Annotated in this window: 12 protein-coding genes; 4 read left to right on the top strand and 8 right to left on the bottom strand. The window is 34.6% G+C overall.

Features of this window, described 5'->3' with window-relative positions; all coding sequences use genetic code 11:
* Positions 1-47: 47 nt before the first annotated feature.
* Positions 48-356 carry a thioredoxin family protein gene (locus tag RA0C_RS01475; RefSeq protein WP_004919143.1) on the top strand — a complete coding sequence of 103 codons (309 nt, stop codon included), beginning with the start codon at positions 48-50 and terminating at the stop codon, positions 354-356.
* Between the two features lie 3 nt (positions 357-359).
* The gene (locus RA0C_RS01470; protein WP_004919145.1) at positions 360-608 is read left to right on the top strand and encodes a DUF6952 family protein; all 249 of its coding nucleotides are present in this window, start codon (positions 360-362) and stop codon (positions 606-608) included.
* A gap of 103 nt (positions 609-711) precedes the next feature.
* Here RA0C_RS01470 and RA0C_RS01465 read toward each other — a convergent pair whose 3' ends face one another.
* The 3 genes from RA0C_RS01465 to RA0C_RS01455 all read right to left on the bottom strand — a co-directional run bounded on the left by RA0C_RS01465 (position 712) and on the right by RA0C_RS01455 (position 6,129).
* The gene (locus RA0C_RS01465) at positions 712-4,197 is read right to left on the bottom strand and encodes a protein O-mannosyl-transferase family (protein ID WP_013446691.1); all 3,486 of its coding nucleotides are present in this window, start codon (positions 4,195-4,197) and stop codon (positions 712-714) included.
* A gap of 124 nt (positions 4,198-4,321) precedes the next feature.
* The gene (gene tatC / locus RA0C_RS01460) at positions 4,322-5,149 is read right to left on the bottom strand and encodes a twin-arginine translocase subunit TatC (RefSeq protein ID WP_013446690.1); all 828 of its coding nucleotides are present in this window, start codon (positions 5,147-5,149) and stop codon (positions 4,322-4,324) included.
* A gap of 20 nt (positions 5,150-5,169) precedes the next feature.
* The gene (locus RA0C_RS01455) at positions 5,170-6,129 is read right to left on the bottom strand and encodes a KpsF/GutQ family sugar-phosphate isomerase (protein WP_013446689.1); all 960 of its coding nucleotides are present in this window, start codon (positions 6,127-6,129) and stop codon (positions 5,170-5,172) included.
* 140 nt (positions 6,130-6,269) lie between these two features.
* On the opposite strand from RA0C_RS01455, the gene recQ reads away from it, so the two are divergent.
* Complete coding sequence (gene recQ / locus RA0C_RS01450; protein WP_013446688.1) at positions 6,270-8,474, top strand: DNA helicase RecQ; 2,205 nt, start codon at positions 6,270-6,272, stop codon at positions 8,472-8,474.
* Between the two features lie 4 nt (positions 8,475-8,478).
* Positions 8,479-9,552, top strand: a complete 1,074-nt coding sequence (locus RA0C_RS01445) for a glycosyltransferase (RefSeq protein WP_013446687.1) — start codon at positions 8,479-8,481, stop codon at positions 9,550-9,552.
* An 11-nt stretch (positions 9,553-9,563) separates the two neighbouring features.
* On the opposite strand, the gene gldG is transcribed toward RA0C_RS01445, so the two are convergent.
* From gldG to porV, 5 genes are all read right to left on the bottom strand, one after another.
* Positions 9,564-11,231, bottom strand: coding sequence for a gliding motility-associated ABC transporter substrate-binding protein GldG (gldG, locus tag RA0C_RS01440; RefSeq protein ID WP_013446686.1), 1,668 nt, complete (start codon positions 11,229-11,231; stop codon positions 9,564-9,566).
* A 2-nt stretch (positions 11,232-11,233) separates the two neighbouring features.
* The gene (locus tag RA0C_RS01435) at positions 11,234-11,968 is read right to left on the bottom strand and encodes an ABC transporter permease subunit (RefSeq protein WP_013446685.1); all 735 of its coding nucleotides are present in this window, start codon (positions 11,966-11,968) and stop codon (positions 11,234-11,236) included.
* Positions 11,969-11,982: 14 nt separating this feature from the next.
* Positions 11,983-12,528 carry a CopD family protein gene (locus tag RA0C_RS01430; RefSeq protein WP_013446684.1) on the bottom strand — a complete coding sequence of 182 codons (546 nt, stop codon included), beginning with the start codon at positions 12,526-12,528 and terminating at the stop codon, positions 11,983-11,985.
* A 10-nt stretch (positions 12,529-12,538) separates the two neighbouring features.
* Complete coding sequence (locus RA0C_RS01425; protein WP_013446683.1) at positions 12,539-13,366, bottom strand: SAM hydrolase/SAM-dependent halogenase family protein; 828 nt, start codon at positions 13,364-13,366, stop codon at positions 12,539-12,541.
* A gap of 133 nt (positions 13,367-13,499) precedes the next feature.
* Positions 13,500-14,636 carry a type IX secretion system outer membrane channel protein PorV gene (gene porV, locus RA0C_RS01420; RefSeq protein ID WP_013446682.1) on the bottom strand — a complete coding sequence of 379 codons (1,137 nt, stop codon included), beginning with the start codon at positions 14,634-14,636 and terminating at the stop codon, positions 13,500-13,502.
* Between the last annotated feature and the right edge of the window lie 4 nt (positions 14,637-14,640).

Genomic DNA, 14,640 nt, shown 5'->3' with positions numbered 1-14,640 from the left:
TTTCTCAGACCTCTTTTTTAATACTTTTAACTTAAAAATATAATACAATGTATCAAGAATTAACAGAAGACCAACTTCAACAAATAGTAAACGAGAATGAAAAAGTAATGGTGCAATACGGTGCTTCATGGTGTGGTAATTGCCGTATAATGAAACCTAAATTTAAAAAATTAGCTTCGGAAAACGAAGATATACTATTTTACTATGTAGATGCTGAAAAACTGCCTGAGAGCCGTAAGCTTGCTAAAGTGGATAACCTACCTACTTTTGCTGCTTTTAAAAATGGAGCATTGGTAAACCAAGTGCAAACCAACCAAGCAGAAAGCCTTAATAATTTGTTCAACGAAATTAAATAAGCTATGAAATTACCAATTATAAGACAATTCTATCAAAATAATACAGCTGAAAATTTAGCAGCAACGCTAGAGGTTTTAGAATCTTATACCGAATTTAGAGGCGTATCCGAAGAAGAAATGAACTTAATCGGCGAAATGATAACTAATATCTGTGGAGCTATGGAAGTACATCATAATGTACAAGAAGGTATGTCTGAAAAAGACGCCCTCAATAGCTTTGCACAAAAAGTAATGGGGTCCATAGATAGATAACATTCTCTCACTACAAACATTAAGAACTTTTAGAAACTTCATCAAAAAACCGACTCAAAAATATATTTAAGTCGGTTTTATATTGATATTAATTTTACCGCCTCTATTCTGTCACTTTTATAACAGCATCGGTAATTTGGTTCATCTTTTCCGAAGTATAATTACTATCATAAGGTTTCATTACCTCAAAAAGATACTGATAGAAAGGTGTTATCTTTTGTACATTTTCGGATTCTTGGTATGCCTTTTCTTTCCCCATAGCTTTTAGCTGATTTATAAACGAATTAAATCTGCTATCAATAGGTTTTATAGAATTTACTAAATAGTTATAACCTTTCTGCTCCTGTCCTATCTTCTTATAAGCATCAGACACAGAAGCTACTACCATAGAGTATAACAATGGCTGAATGCTCATTTCTCTCTTAACATACCTTTGATTTTCTGGCGTTAAAGTTAAATAGTAATCATACTCTTTGAAAATAGACTTTTTAAGCTCTTCTGCTAATTCTAAACCTTTCTTCTCCTGCCCAGACACAATATAACCATAAACAATAGAATTAAGCGAACGAGGGTCATTATATTTAGATACAGGAATTTCCTTATTTACCAAGTCTAATACCTCTTGAGCTTTTTTATTTTCTCCCTTCGCCATTAGAGCCTCCGCAGCTCTACTTGCAGAACTTCTATAACTGATGATATTAGAAGTACAAGTTTCATCAAAATGAACATTAACATCTTTAAAATTACCCCATCTAAAGTTTTTAACTATTCTATAAAGGTCATCAGCATCTACTCTACCTAACTCTCCATCTTCTTTTTCAGGAGTTTTTATAGGTACAAGACGGTAGCTGAAACCATCATATTGTAAATAATCTTTCAAAAAGAAAATATTACTAGCATCATAAATACCTCCAACAGAGAAGTTGATAGACCTTTTCCAATCAAAATTAGCTAAGATGTCTAGCATCATCAAATCATTTTTGAATAGTGTAGATTTTCTATAGTCTATCATAATATAATCCTCCGCTAAAGCTACATCTTGAGGTTTAATAATACCAGCCTTAACCGCATTTTGCTTATTAACAGGAAGTATGAATTTAGACACTGGTAAAACATTGTACTGTTCGTACTTTTCTTCACCATAAATCATTTTTAGTACCATATCCTTCTCAGGAGACTTATTCTTTAAGAATGCTACAGCCTCTTTTAAAGTCATACTATCTTGTGTCATATACTTTTCAAAGCCTTTTAATACATTATCAGGAGCACCGCTTTCTTTTAAATTGGCAAATATATTTTTCCAATCTTCAGTACTTAGAGTATAGATTTGCTCATTTATACCTTCTCTATATTCCTCATGTCTAAGTGCCGATGCTACAGGCATTGCATTGTAAGTACGTCTTTTCACTTGATCTATATTCCAAGGTGTGGCTAAAAGAGTAAAGTTTACCACCTTCACATCATCTCTAAACTGTTCCGTCTCTTGTATTGCCCAAAGTGGATAAGTATCATTATCACCATATACGAAGAGAATACCGTCTTTAGGAAGTGATTTTAGTGTAGAATAAGCATAATCATAAGCGGCATATCTTCCACTTCTGTCATGTGGATTGTAATTTTGGAAGCCCATCATTAACGGAACTCCTAAAAGTAAAACTCCAGCACCTAAAATTGCACTAGATTTTTTAACTTTTTGATTCAATAATTGTAAGATAAACGCTGCTCCTAAGCCTATCCAAATCGTAAAGGCGTAGAATGCTCCTACCATAGCATAATCTCTTTCTCTCGGTTCAAAAGGTTTTACACCTGTGTAGAAAATAATGCCAACACTTGTAAGAATGAACAGAGATAATAAGGCATAGAACCTTCCAAAATCTTTAGTATACTGGAAGAACGCTCCCAATAAACCTAAAATAAGCGGAAGGAAAAAGAAATAAACTGTACTTTCATTTTTATACTTTTCAGGCATGTCTGATTGGTTGCCGTACAGATAATTATCTATCACAGGAATCCCTGATATCCAATTTCCGTTGGTGTTTTCCATATGACCTTCCAAATCATTTTGACGACCAACAAAATTCCACATTAAATATCTCACAAAATAATGTCCATTTTGGAATGTAATAAAATAATCTAAACTCTGTCCAAATGTAGGCTTTTTAAGATTGATTAAGTGGTACTGTTTTGCTTGTAGATAATCATCAACAGTAATAGTACCGTTATCATATTTTTTTCTTAGTTCATCAAAATACTTATGAGCTTCAGGATTATTTGCTATATCTTCATCAGCATAGTTAAACTCAAAATCCGGAGCACCATACATAGAAATGTAATTAGACATTACATTCTTATCTTGCACAAACATTCTCGGCATAAAGCCTACATGTGCCTTGTTATAAACATAATTAGTCTTATCGCCTACTTTAATATAGCGTCCTGTGGTTTCGTCTTTTTCGTAAGTTTCGCCTGTTTTTATCGTTTTTAGACTTCCATCTTCATTCTTTTCCATTCCGTTCCAGTCCAAGTGGGCAGTATAATTTTGTCCATACAAAGTAGGCCAATCTCCATATTGTTCGCGATTATAATAATCAAGCATACCAATGGCGTTATCAGGATTATTAAGGTTCATTGGTGGATTAGCATTGGCACGAATAGGTATCATCAACCAACAAGAAAAACCAATAATCATATAAACCATAGATAGTACCGCCATTTGTACCAATCTATTTCCTTTGGAACGAGCGTAGTTAATAGCAAAATATCCTAAAGCAATGAGTACTAAAAACGCAAAGATAGTCCCTGAATGGAAAGGCAATCCTAAACCATTAACGAAGAATATCTCCGAATTACCAAACATCCTCATCACAAAAGGAAAAATACCTTTAAATACAAGAGCGAGAACAAATAATGTAATTACATTGGCTATCGCAAAAGATTTCCAAGAGAAATCATAATTTCTAGAGTAATAAACCAAACAGATAAATGGCACTACCAACATTACCATCATATGAACTCCCACGGAAAGCCCTATTAGGAAAAAGATAAGGATAATCCATCTCTCGTTATCAGAGGATTGATATTCGTTCTCCCATTTGGTTATAAGCCAAGCGATTAACGCTATAAATAATGATGCCATAGAGTAAACCTCGCCTTCCACAGCGGAAAACCAAAAAGTATCCGAAAAAGTAAAACACAAAGCTCCTATCAAACCTGAAAATAGAATAACCCATTTTTCATTTTCAGTAACTTCCTCAAAATCTTTACGCAACAGTCGTCTAACCAAATGAGTGATTGTCCAAAATAAAAATAAAATGGTAAAGGCACTAAACAAGGCAGACATTGCATTGATAACCAAAGAGTAATAAGCTCCATTACCAAAGGCTAGCATCGCAAACACTGCTCCCACCAATTGGAACAATGCCGCCCCTGGAGCGTGTGTAACCTCTAATTTCACGGCAGAGGAAATATACTCGCCACAATCCCAAAAGCTAAAATTAGGTTCTATAGTGGATAAATAAGTTATTAAGGCTATCCCAAAAACTATCCAGCCTAAAATGGTGTTCCATTTTTTAAAACTCCAGTGCTTCATCATATTTTTTAAACTTTGGTGCGAAAATAATGTTTTTCATCTATTTATAAAAGAAAAAGACAAGGAGAGTTTGCTTTTATCCTTGTCTTTATATTACCTGGTATTACTTTATAAAATTCATTACTTACTTCGGTAACGGTAAATTAAGTGCTTCTTCCTTTTTAATTCTTCGGTAAACCAATGCTGACATCAAGATGCATATTTCATAGAGAACTACTAGTGGAAATGCTGCCGCCAACATACTGATAATATCTGCAGGTGTAATAAAAGCCGCCACCACCATAATCACTACAATAGCGTGTCTTCTATAAGTTCTTAAAAACATAGGAGTAAGTATGCCTATAGAAGTAAGTATATAAACAATCATCGGAAATAAAAATATCGCAGCCATACCTAAAACAACTTGAAGTAAAATAGTAACATAGCTTGATAAATCTATATCCACCCTTACAAAATCCGAAATACTAAAGAAATAACCAAAATTGATAACAAAAGGCATTACCAAAAAGTATCCTGATAATGCTCCCATCACAAATAACACCCAAGTTCCATTGATGATGAAAATAGAGTTTTTTCTTTCAGATTCTTTAAGTGCTGGACTGATAAATTTCCAAAGCTCCCAAATAACATAGGGAAATGCGATGATAAGCCCTCCAACTACAGAAACAGCCATCATCATATTAAACTGTTCAAACAGTCGCCTTACTTGTATCGGAAACGAATGCGGCATCACAATAACATCTTCGCCCACAAACATTCTAGAAAAATAATTAACCACTCTAAAAGTGAGAAAATCTGGACGAGTAGGACCGAAGATAATATGATCCATAATCCAATTGATATTAAAGCCAATTAAAAGTCCACCTACTACAATAGCTATTATAGAACGCACCAAATGCCCTCTAAGCTCTCCTATATGTCCTAAAAAGGACATTTCTTTTTCTTCACTCACTAGTTTTATTTTTTACAAAGTTACAAGATTCCTTCGTCTAACAAAGTATGCAAATCTATAATCCCAAAATAGTTACCTTTATCCGTTACAATCAGCTGACCTATGTTATACTGTTTAAGTATTTTCATAGCTTCTTTTGCTAATGCTTCTTTATCTATAGTTTTGGGAGTTAAACTCATTATATCTTTAGCTTTAATCTCTTTAATATCGTCATTACTCATGAGCATTCTCCTTAAATCTCCATCAGTAATAATACCTTTTATGGCATCTCCTTCCGTAACTACTGTAACTCCGTGCGTAGAAGCACTAATGGAAATTATCACTTCCTTAATGGACGCCTCCTCTGAAACTTGAGGCTTTTGTGAAGATAAAAACTGACCTACCTTAGCCGTAAGATTCTTACCTAAACTTCCACCAGGGTGAAACTTCGCAAAATCGGTATCTTTAAAATGATTGATTTCCATAAGACACACAGCCAAAGCATCTCCCAATGCCATTTGCACCGTAGTAGAGCTTGTTGGAGCCAATTTATTAGGACACGCTTCTTTCTCTACAAAAGTGTTAAGCACAATATCCGAATGTTCTGCTAGTTTGGATTTTAAATTTCCTGTCATACCTATAAGCCCAGACGAATATTGCTTAAGATAAGGAGCTAGATTAACTATCTCTGGCGAATTACCAGAATTAGAAATACATAGTACAACATCATTTTTTTGAACCACTCCTAAATCTCCATGGATAGCCTCTGCTGCGTGCAGAAACTGTGCAGGCGTCCCTGTAGAATTAAGCGTTGCCACAATCTTATTCCCTACATGAGCAGACTTACCTATCCCTACCACAATTAACTTACCGCTTGATTTATTGATGAGTTCTACCGCATCTAAAAAACTATTATTCAGATTATCTCTTAGCCTTTCCAATTCTGCTATTTCTGTATCAATAGCCTTTTTAGCAATATCTATAAGAGCGGTAGATTTCATTATTTATTATTTTTTATTTATTTTCGTACCTCAGAACCTAACTTAAATTAGAAAACAAAGTTTTATTTAACTAATTTAATTTAAAACCAAAAGTTTTTCTTACCTTTGGTAAGTTGCAAATTTAGTAAACTAAACTAAAAATGACTAAAAAAACATACAATTTAGCAGAAGAGCTCAAAAAATATTTTGGATTTTCTACCTTTAAAGGACAGCAAGAGGCAATTATCAGTACACTTCTTGGAGGCAAAGACGTATTTGTACTTATGCCTACTGGCGGGGGTAAATCTCTTTGCTATCAGCTTCCTGCACTTATTTCAGAAGGTACAGCTATTGTGGTATCTCCACTTATTGCCCTGATGAAAAACCAAGTAGATGCAGTTAATGGGCTTTCTTCTGAGGAAGGCGTAGCACATGTACTTAATTCTTCTCTTAATAAAACACAGATAAAGCAAGTTTTCAATGATATCAATAGCGGAAGAACCAAACTCTTGTATGTAGCTCCTGAGTCATTGATAAAAGAAGATTATTTAGATTTTTTAAAACAAGCCAATATTTCTTTCGTAGCCATAGATGAGGCACATTGTATCTCCGAATGGGGACACGACTTCCGACCAGAATATCGAAATTTAAAAGGTATTATAGATAAAATAGCTAATGTTCCTGTTATTGCTCTCACAGCAACAGCTACTCCTAAAGTACAAGACGATATTCAGAAAACATTGGGTATGTCTGATGCGGTAGTTTTTAAAGAAAGCTTTAACCGACCAAATCTATTTTACGAAGTACGCCCAAAAGTAGATGTAGAAAAGGAAATTGTAAAATTCATCAATAAAAATAAAGGGAAGTCAGGGATAGTTTACTGTCTTAGCCGTAAAAAGGTAGAAGAATTTGCACAGACTTTACAAGTTAATGGCATCAATGCTCTACCCTATCACGCAGGGTTAGACCAAAAAACAAGAGTGGCTAATCAAGATAAATTCTTAATGGAAGAGTGCGATGTGATTGTAGCTACCATCGCTTTTGGTATGGGTATAGATAAGCCTGATGTTCGTTTTGTGATACATTATGATTTCCCTAAATCTTTAGAAAGTTATTACCAAGAAACAGGTAGAGCTGGTAGAGACGGCGGCGAAGGACATTGTTTAGCATTCTACGACCCTAAAGATATTGAGAAATTAGAAAAATTTTTAGCTCAAAAATCGGTTTCGGAGAAAGAAGTTGGTTTACAGTTACTAAATGAAGTAGTAGGATATGCCGAAACTTCTATGAGTAGAAGACAATACATACTCTACTATTTTGGTGAAGAGTTTGACCCAATTAACGGTGCTGGTGCCAAAATGGACGACAACTCTGTAAATCCGCCTAAGCTAAAAGATGTTACAAGCGATTTTAAAACGGTTTTAAACCTCATTAAAAGTTTAGAAGAAAAATTCAAAACTAAAGACTTAATCGCAGTCCTTGTAGGCAAAGAAACGCCAACTACCAAATCTTATAAGTTAGAAAAATCTGAGTTCTTTGGTATAGGTAAAGAGACTTCGGATAACTATTGGAAATCTATCATTAGACAAGCTACGGTAAGAGGTTATATCATCAAAGATATAGAAACTTATGGGATACTTAGGATAAGTGATAAAGGACAAAAAATTGTTTCAGGAAAAGACAAAGAACCTTTCTTAATCGCTGAAGATAGAGAGTACGATTTAGCCCAAACTAAAGCAGATTCAGACCAAGTACAACTCCAAGGTGGTGGTGGACTTGATAAAGTTCTATTTAATCAGCTTAAGGATTTAAGAAAGAAAATCGCTCAAAAACAAGGCATTCCTCCTTACACCGTGTTTATGGACCCTAGTTTAGAGGATATGACGGTGCAATACCCTATCACTATAGAAGAAATTGCAAAGGTTTATGGTGTAGGTGAGGGTAAAGCTAAAAAGTTTGGGAAAGAATTTGCCGAGTTCATCAAAAAATATGTTGAAGATAACAACATAGAACGCCCTGATGATATGGTGCTAAAAAAAGTAGCAAACAAATCTAGCCACAAAGTGTTCATCATTCAGAATACAGATAAAAAGATAGATTTAGAAGATATTGCTAATGCTAAAAACCTTTCGATGGACGAACTCATTTCCGAAATGGAAAGTATCGTTTACCAAGGCACAAAACTCAATATAGATTATTATATAGAGGAGAATTTTGACGAGGAAATGGTAGATGACTTTATGGAGTTTATGAAAGAGTCTGAAAGTGATAGTATGAAAGTCCTTTTAGCAGAGTTTGGCGAAGAGTTGAGCGATGACGAAGTTCGCCTGCTTAGAATTAAGTTTATTAGCGATGTAGCCAACTAATTTTATGAGAAAAAAGGAGATTATTTTTATTCTTCCCGATATGGAAATGGGTGGTGCAGAACGAATTGTAACCACCATCGCTAATCATCTACCGAGAGAAAAATTCACTCCTAAAATAATGCTTCTTAGAAAAGAAGGCGGTTATTTAGATTTTCTAAAAAAGGATATAGAGATTATAGATTTAAAAACACCTAGAATACGCCATTCTCTAAAACCTATTTTAAAGGAAATATGGAGGAGAAAGCCAGATATTGTATTCTCTGGATTCGGCGAGGTAAATGCTTATTTATCAATATTTACACGGCTTTTCCCTAAAGTGAAATTTATCGCTAGGGAGACCAATGTAGTTTCTAAACATGTTATAAGAAAGGAAATTAAATTTTTCTACAAATTTTATAATAACTTCCATACTATTATTGCTCAAAGTGATGATATGGCGGAAGATTTAATTAAAAACTTCAATATAAAACCTAACAAAATTACCAAAATCAACAATCCTGTTGATTTTGAGTTTATAGACCAGCAACTTTCTATTTCAGAAAAACCTAACCTTTTCTCAAATGAAATGAAAAATGTGGTTGCCATAGGTAATCTATCTGAAAGAAAAGGCTTTGATAATTTACTAAAGGTATTTTCTTTTCTTAAAGATAAAGCCATAAAACTCCATATTTTAGGCGATGGTAAGGATAAGGAGCTTCTCCACCAAATGAAAGAAGATTTAGGACTGTCCAATGTGATATTCCACGGAAAACAAAAGAACCCTTATCAATTTCTAAAATATGCAGACTTATTTATTCTCTCTTCAAGATACGAGGGTTTCCCTAATGTATTGCTAGAGGCTGGGGCTTGTGGCACTTATGCTCTTGCCAATAACTGCCCTGGAGGAATTAACGAGATTATAAAACACGGCGTAAACGGAGAAGTTGCAAACATAGAAAATCACAAAGAGTTTTCAGAAAAAATAAAAACCATATTACCTCAAGGAAATTATCCTAAAGAAAATATAAGAAACCACATTTATTCTTTATTTTCCAAAGATGTGATTTTAGAGCAATATGTCAATCTATTAAGCCTATAATAATTACAGATTTATTTTACATACTTCTGTTTCCTCCACCAATAAAACAAAGCACTCAACGCAGCTATCAGAACTAAAGGAGATAATAAATTAAACCACTGCCATTCTGTTCTCTCTTGTTCTATTCTTCTAGCATCTAAAAGTCGGGCTTCTATGTTTCGGTTTCTGAGGCTCATAAGGTTAGAATCGTCCAAAAGCCAATCTAGAGCATTTCTCAAAAATTGTTCGTTACCGTATTTTTGGTTGGTCAGCAAATCTACACCTAGAGGCAAGGGCTCCCCTTTAAGAATTTGATTCCTACCTACATCCCCATCTGCGATTATGAGCATTTTATTTTCAGGACTTTGACTTTTAAAATTAGGAAAACTACTTCGCTCACTTCTGTTAGCATAAGCCGACCTAAATTTACCTTCTAAACTTACTGCAAAAATCTTTGGAGTGCTTGGGCGTTCCATTGCTCCCAGAGAGTCTGCATTCACAATTTCGGAAAAGTCTACATAGTTAGGCACTGCCTTGCTAGAAGTTCTTTCGCTAGACTCAAACAAAACCTGTTTTTTGATACCTTCCCTAGAGAGCGTATCTATCGCAGTAGGAAATTCAAACTTTACAGGGTTGATATTTTTAGTAATGACATGAGGTGTTTCTGATATACCTAACGGAAAATAAGGCCAAAGGAAGTTTTTATATTGAGGGTTTCCTGCAATTTCTCCTGCTCCTAACCTGATAAATGCCGTCTTCTTAAAGTCTTTCACCAAAGCTGGCGTGATTCTTACTCCATAATTAAAGAAAAAATCGGTAAGATTGAGGTCTACAGGATATGCCATAATCTTCTTTGCTTGGAAAAGCGTATCCATTTCAGCATTTACTGCATCTAGCATCCATAGCATCTTTCCACCATTCATAATGTATTGGTCTAACAGTACTTTTTCTTCGTCGGAGAAAGGTTTTCTAGGTTTGGCAACCACAAGAGCATCCATCTTTTTAAGCTTAGGCATATCGGCAGCAGAAAGTCCTGTCTCCTTTTCAGGAATAATAGCTCCTATATTATAGTTTTCTAATGCCATATCCACAAATCCTTGGAACGCATCAGGCTTTAGTTCGCTATGATTAACGATGATACCAATGTTTTTTCTATGTTCGGTGGTCAGAGCTTTTATGTTAGAAATAAGATTATATTCTAAATTTTCTATGGATTTATTAAGCTGAGTACTCGCATCTAATCCTACTTGGTCTATAATCAACGGAACAGAAGTCCCATAATCTGCATAACGCATTACTGCATAAGGAAATAACACAATTTCTGATACCTTACCATCTTTCATATCTGGAAGAATAGACGGTTGCATTCCCATAGCCACTAGCGTATCTTTTGACATTTTAGTCTTAATAGGATCTATGAATTTATAGTCAATTTTAGGATTGATTTTCCTAAACTCTTCTAGCATAAATTTGGTTTCGCTTTGGAGTTGTTTAAACGCTGCAGGGAAATCTCCGTCCAAATAAACATCTATCACCAAAGGTTTCTTAACCGATTCTAAAGTCTTTATGGTAGCCTCGTTAAGTGTATAGCGTTTTTCTTCTGTTAGGTCAAACCTCGTTTGAAATATACCCAAAACGCCCAATAGAACTACTACTCCTACGACTATAATGGTGATATTATTTTGAAGCCATTTTTTCATACTCAAATCTTCTTCTTTTTATCAATAAAAAATGTGGAAAGAGACAAACTAATCATTATTATCAATAGAAAATAAAATACATCTTTGGTATCTATCAATCCTCTCGTAAATGCCATAAAATGATGATAGAAGCCTAAATTTTGAAGCCAATAATCTGCTGCTCCCAATAGTTTATAACTTGCCAGTTGCTCTATCCCAAAATACAATATGAAATTAACAAACACACCTAACAGATACGCCATAATTTGATTAGACGATAAGGTAGATGCCAAAACGCCCACACTAGAAAACGCAGCAATTAAAACCGATAATCCTATGTAGCCTCCTAGCGTCATTCCTAAATCCAAATTACCTTCCGCCATACCAAGAGTATAGACCGTATACATATAAAACAACGATGGCAACAAGCATAAAATCCCCACTAAAAAAACAGCTAAAAACTTTCCTCCTACAATTTCAAAAGTTTTTAAAGGTTGAGAAAACAGCCAATAGAGCGTACCGTTTTGTTGCTCCTCTGCAAAGGATTTCATACTCAATGCTGGAATAATAAACATTAACAACCAAGGCGATAAAACAAAGTAACTTTGTAAAGAGGCAGTTCCTATTTCTAAAATATTAAAACTATTATCAAAGAAAAACAGAAACAAAGCTCCAATAAGACTATACACAGCGATAATTAGCCACGCTGACCAACCGCCAAAATAGACTTTAAAATCTTTTTTAAATAATGCTATCATCTTTATAGAAACGATTATTTTTTATTTTTATTAACTAGCTTCACCGTGAGCATAATTACAACCACAAGAACCAAGAAGCCCACTATCAACTGCCACCAATAATCTATCACAAAAACTTTTAGAATTACCGTGAATACTACTAAAAATAGCAAAAAAGTAGCAATTTCATTTGCCTGTCTTAATTTAATATTAGGAGTAGAAAGTTCCGAAAAACTAAGGTTTTTCACCACTAAAATTTTCTTCCAACACCAATAATGATATACCGCTAAACCTATTAAAAAAGTTAGTTTTAGATGAAACCACGGCATCTTCATCAGATAAGGATTCATTATGATAAGAATTACTCCAAAAATAAGCATCAATACTCCAGCAGGAACGGTAATAATATTCCACAATCGCCTCATCATAAACAAATATTGTTCTCTAAGAATGGTTTGCTTTGGAGCGTCAAAATCATCGGTATCCTTATAGTACACAAATAATCTCACCAAATAAAAAATCCCCGCAAAATAGCTTACCATAAATATAATGTGTAATGCCTTTACGATTAAATATGCCATAACTTATGATTTATTTTTTGTTAAACTCTACATACACTTTTTCGCCCACACTTACGCCTAATAGGGTTTTTGCTCCGTTATTTTTAGTTCCTTTATAAATACTGATTTCTAGCAAATCTGCATCATTAAACAAGACTAAAGGCTTCCCGTGATATTGTCTCTCATTTTCCCAATCTTTTACAACATCTGTGTATTGATTATAAATTTTTGATAGAGCATAGCTCCTAAACTTTACTACAAACCCCTCGTAAGCCGCTGCTTTCTTTTCAAAAAATGCTTTACTAATGTTAGACACAGCATTACCAAAATTATCCACATACATAATTTGCCCCACAATGAGATTATCTGTTTCTATCGCCTTTGGGAAAGATATTTTTTTAGGTTCATTATAAACACGCCCTATCACTTCTGGCAAACCGCCATTATGGAGATGAACCGCTGCAGGAACTAAAACATCAGTAGCTGTAAAATTAACTTCGTCATCAAATCTATTATTCAAAGTAATTTCATAAACTTCCTCTGGATTGATGTTGAAAAAAATTAAACTAAGAATACCATTATCAGCAGCTACAAAATAATGCCCATCTACTTTGTAAACTACTGCTTTTCTATCTTTATGATAAAAACTATCTACCGCGATAAGATGCACCGTACCTTTAGGAAAATAAGCATAAGCATTCCTAACGATATACGCCGCCTGAAGAAGATTATAAGGTTCTACATCGTGGCTAAGATCTATAAGTCTGGCATCAGATTTTAGAGCCAAAATACTCCCCTTAATAGCACCAACCCTATGGTCTACAAGTCCGTAATCAGATGTAAGTGTTATCACTGGCATAGTGCAAAGATAAGGATTTTAGGGCAGTAGTCTATCTTATTTTTAATTCTGAAATATGATTTTTATATAAAAATTTAGGCTAACCTATGATAAAGATTAGCCTAAAGAAATTGTATCTATTTTTTAACCTATGTTAGCGGTCAGCATTAGAAGTATCATCTCCTATATTCCAAGTAAGCCCGAAGCGTAGTGTGTTATCTAAAGCCGTATTAACTTTAGATGTATTGATAAGGTAAGAAATATCTAATCCGAAAGATTGATAATTAAAACCAATACCTACCGTAGCAAATTGTCTTCCTCCCTGAAGTTGACTTTCTCTAAAATAACCTGTTCTTACCGCAAAGGCATTGTCATAAGAATACTCTAACGCTCCACTTAGCATTAAACTTTGTGGATTGCTAAAAGACTTACCTATCCCCTCCATTACACCAACATTAGGAATTTGAGGCGTGGTACTACCTGCAGGAATTTCAGAGCCTGGCACCAACAGTTTAGAAGCCTCTACACTAAGTCCTACTTTATTAACATCGTCTAAAAATACATCATAACCTCCACCAATTCTAAAAGTAGTTGGCAAGTAAGAACGAGAAGTATCATCTCCTGTATAGTCTAACTTAGGACCTAAATTTTGGATTGCAAAACCTGCTCTAGCTTGCCCTTCATAATCACCAAAACTCTGATGTTTAGGAGATTGATAAAAACCAGAAACATCTACCGCAAAACTATTAGCTGGCTTAAGAGTATTATCTGAATTAAAGCTACCAAAATCTGAACGAATATAACGCCCTGTAACCGCCATAGAGTAAGTATCAGACAATTTTAAACCATAAGATAAGTCAATCGCAAATTCGTTTGGAGTTACAGTTCCCTCTTTTGTTACTTGACTTCCGACTAATTTGGTTAAATCTACCTGCCCCATATTAAAGTAGTAGATACTAGCTCCTAATGTAGAGCGTTCTTCTTCTCCTAAAAAGGTATGATACCCAGCATAAAGAAGGAAAACATCATTAGTTAACTTACTCATATAAGGTGTGTAACTTACACCTACAGACGAAGAAGTCTTGCTGAAAGGGTATTTTGCTGCATTCCAAAACTGCGAAAATGCATCTGAAGAAGTCGCCACCCCTTGGTCTCCCATACCTCCTGCTCTTGCATCTGGAGAAATTCTAAGAAAAGGAGCTCCCGTAAGTACTTGCCCTTCTTGCTGTGCTAATGCTAAGGTACTAGCCGTTACTCCTAATCCTAAAAGTAGTTTTTTTGTAATTTTCATATTT

This window comes from Riemerella anatipestifer ATCC 11845 = DSM 15868, from assembly GCF_000252855.1.
Classification (GTDB): Bacteria; Bacteroidota; Bacteroidia; order Flavobacteriales; family Weeksellaceae; genus Riemerella; species Riemerella anatipestifera.
The sequence above is the reverse complement of the archived record's forward strand: the minus strand, read 5'-3'. Positions and strand labels throughout refer to the sequence as shown.

Coding starts and splice junctions, on each gene's coding strand:
- porV (WP_013446682.1), bottom strand. CDS start 14,636: ATGAAAATTACAAAAAAACTACTTTTAGGATTAGGAGTAACGGCTAGT.
- RA0C_RS01470 (WP_004919145.1), top strand. CDS start 360: ATGAAATTACCAATTATAAGACAATTCTATCAAAATAATACAGCTGAA.
- RA0C_RS01475 (WP_004919143.1), top strand. CDS start 48: ATGTATCAAGAATTAACAGAAGACCAACTTCAACAAATAGTAAACGAG.
- recQ (WP_013446688.1), top strand. CDS start 6,270: ATGACTAAAAAAACATACAATTTAGCAGAAGAGCTCAAAAAATATTTT.
- RA0C_RS01430 (WP_013446684.1), bottom strand. CDS start 12,528: ATGGCATATTTAATCGTAAAGGCATTACACATTATATTTATGGTAAGC.
- RA0C_RS01445 (WP_013446687.1), top strand. CDS start 8,479: ATGAGAAAAAAGGAGATTATTTTTATTCTTCCCGATATGGAAATGGGT.
- RA0C_RS01435 (WP_013446685.1), bottom strand. CDS start 11,968: ATGATAGCATTATTTAAAAAAGATTTTAAAGTCTATTTTGGCGGTTGG.
- RA0C_RS01465 (WP_013446691.1), bottom strand. CDS start 4,197: ATGAAGCACTGGAGTTTTAAAAAATGGAACACCATTTTAGGCTGGATA.
- gldG (WP_013446686.1), bottom strand. CDS start 11,231: ATGAAAAAATGGCTTCAAAATAATATCACCATTATAGTCGTAGGAGTA.
- RA0C_RS01455 (WP_013446689.1), bottom strand. CDS start 6,129: ATGAAATCTACCGCTCTTATAGATATTGCTAAAAAGGCTATTGATACA.
- RA0C_RS01425 (WP_013446683.1), bottom strand. CDS start 13,366: ATGCCAGTGATAACACTTACATCTGATTACGGACTTGTAGACCATAGG.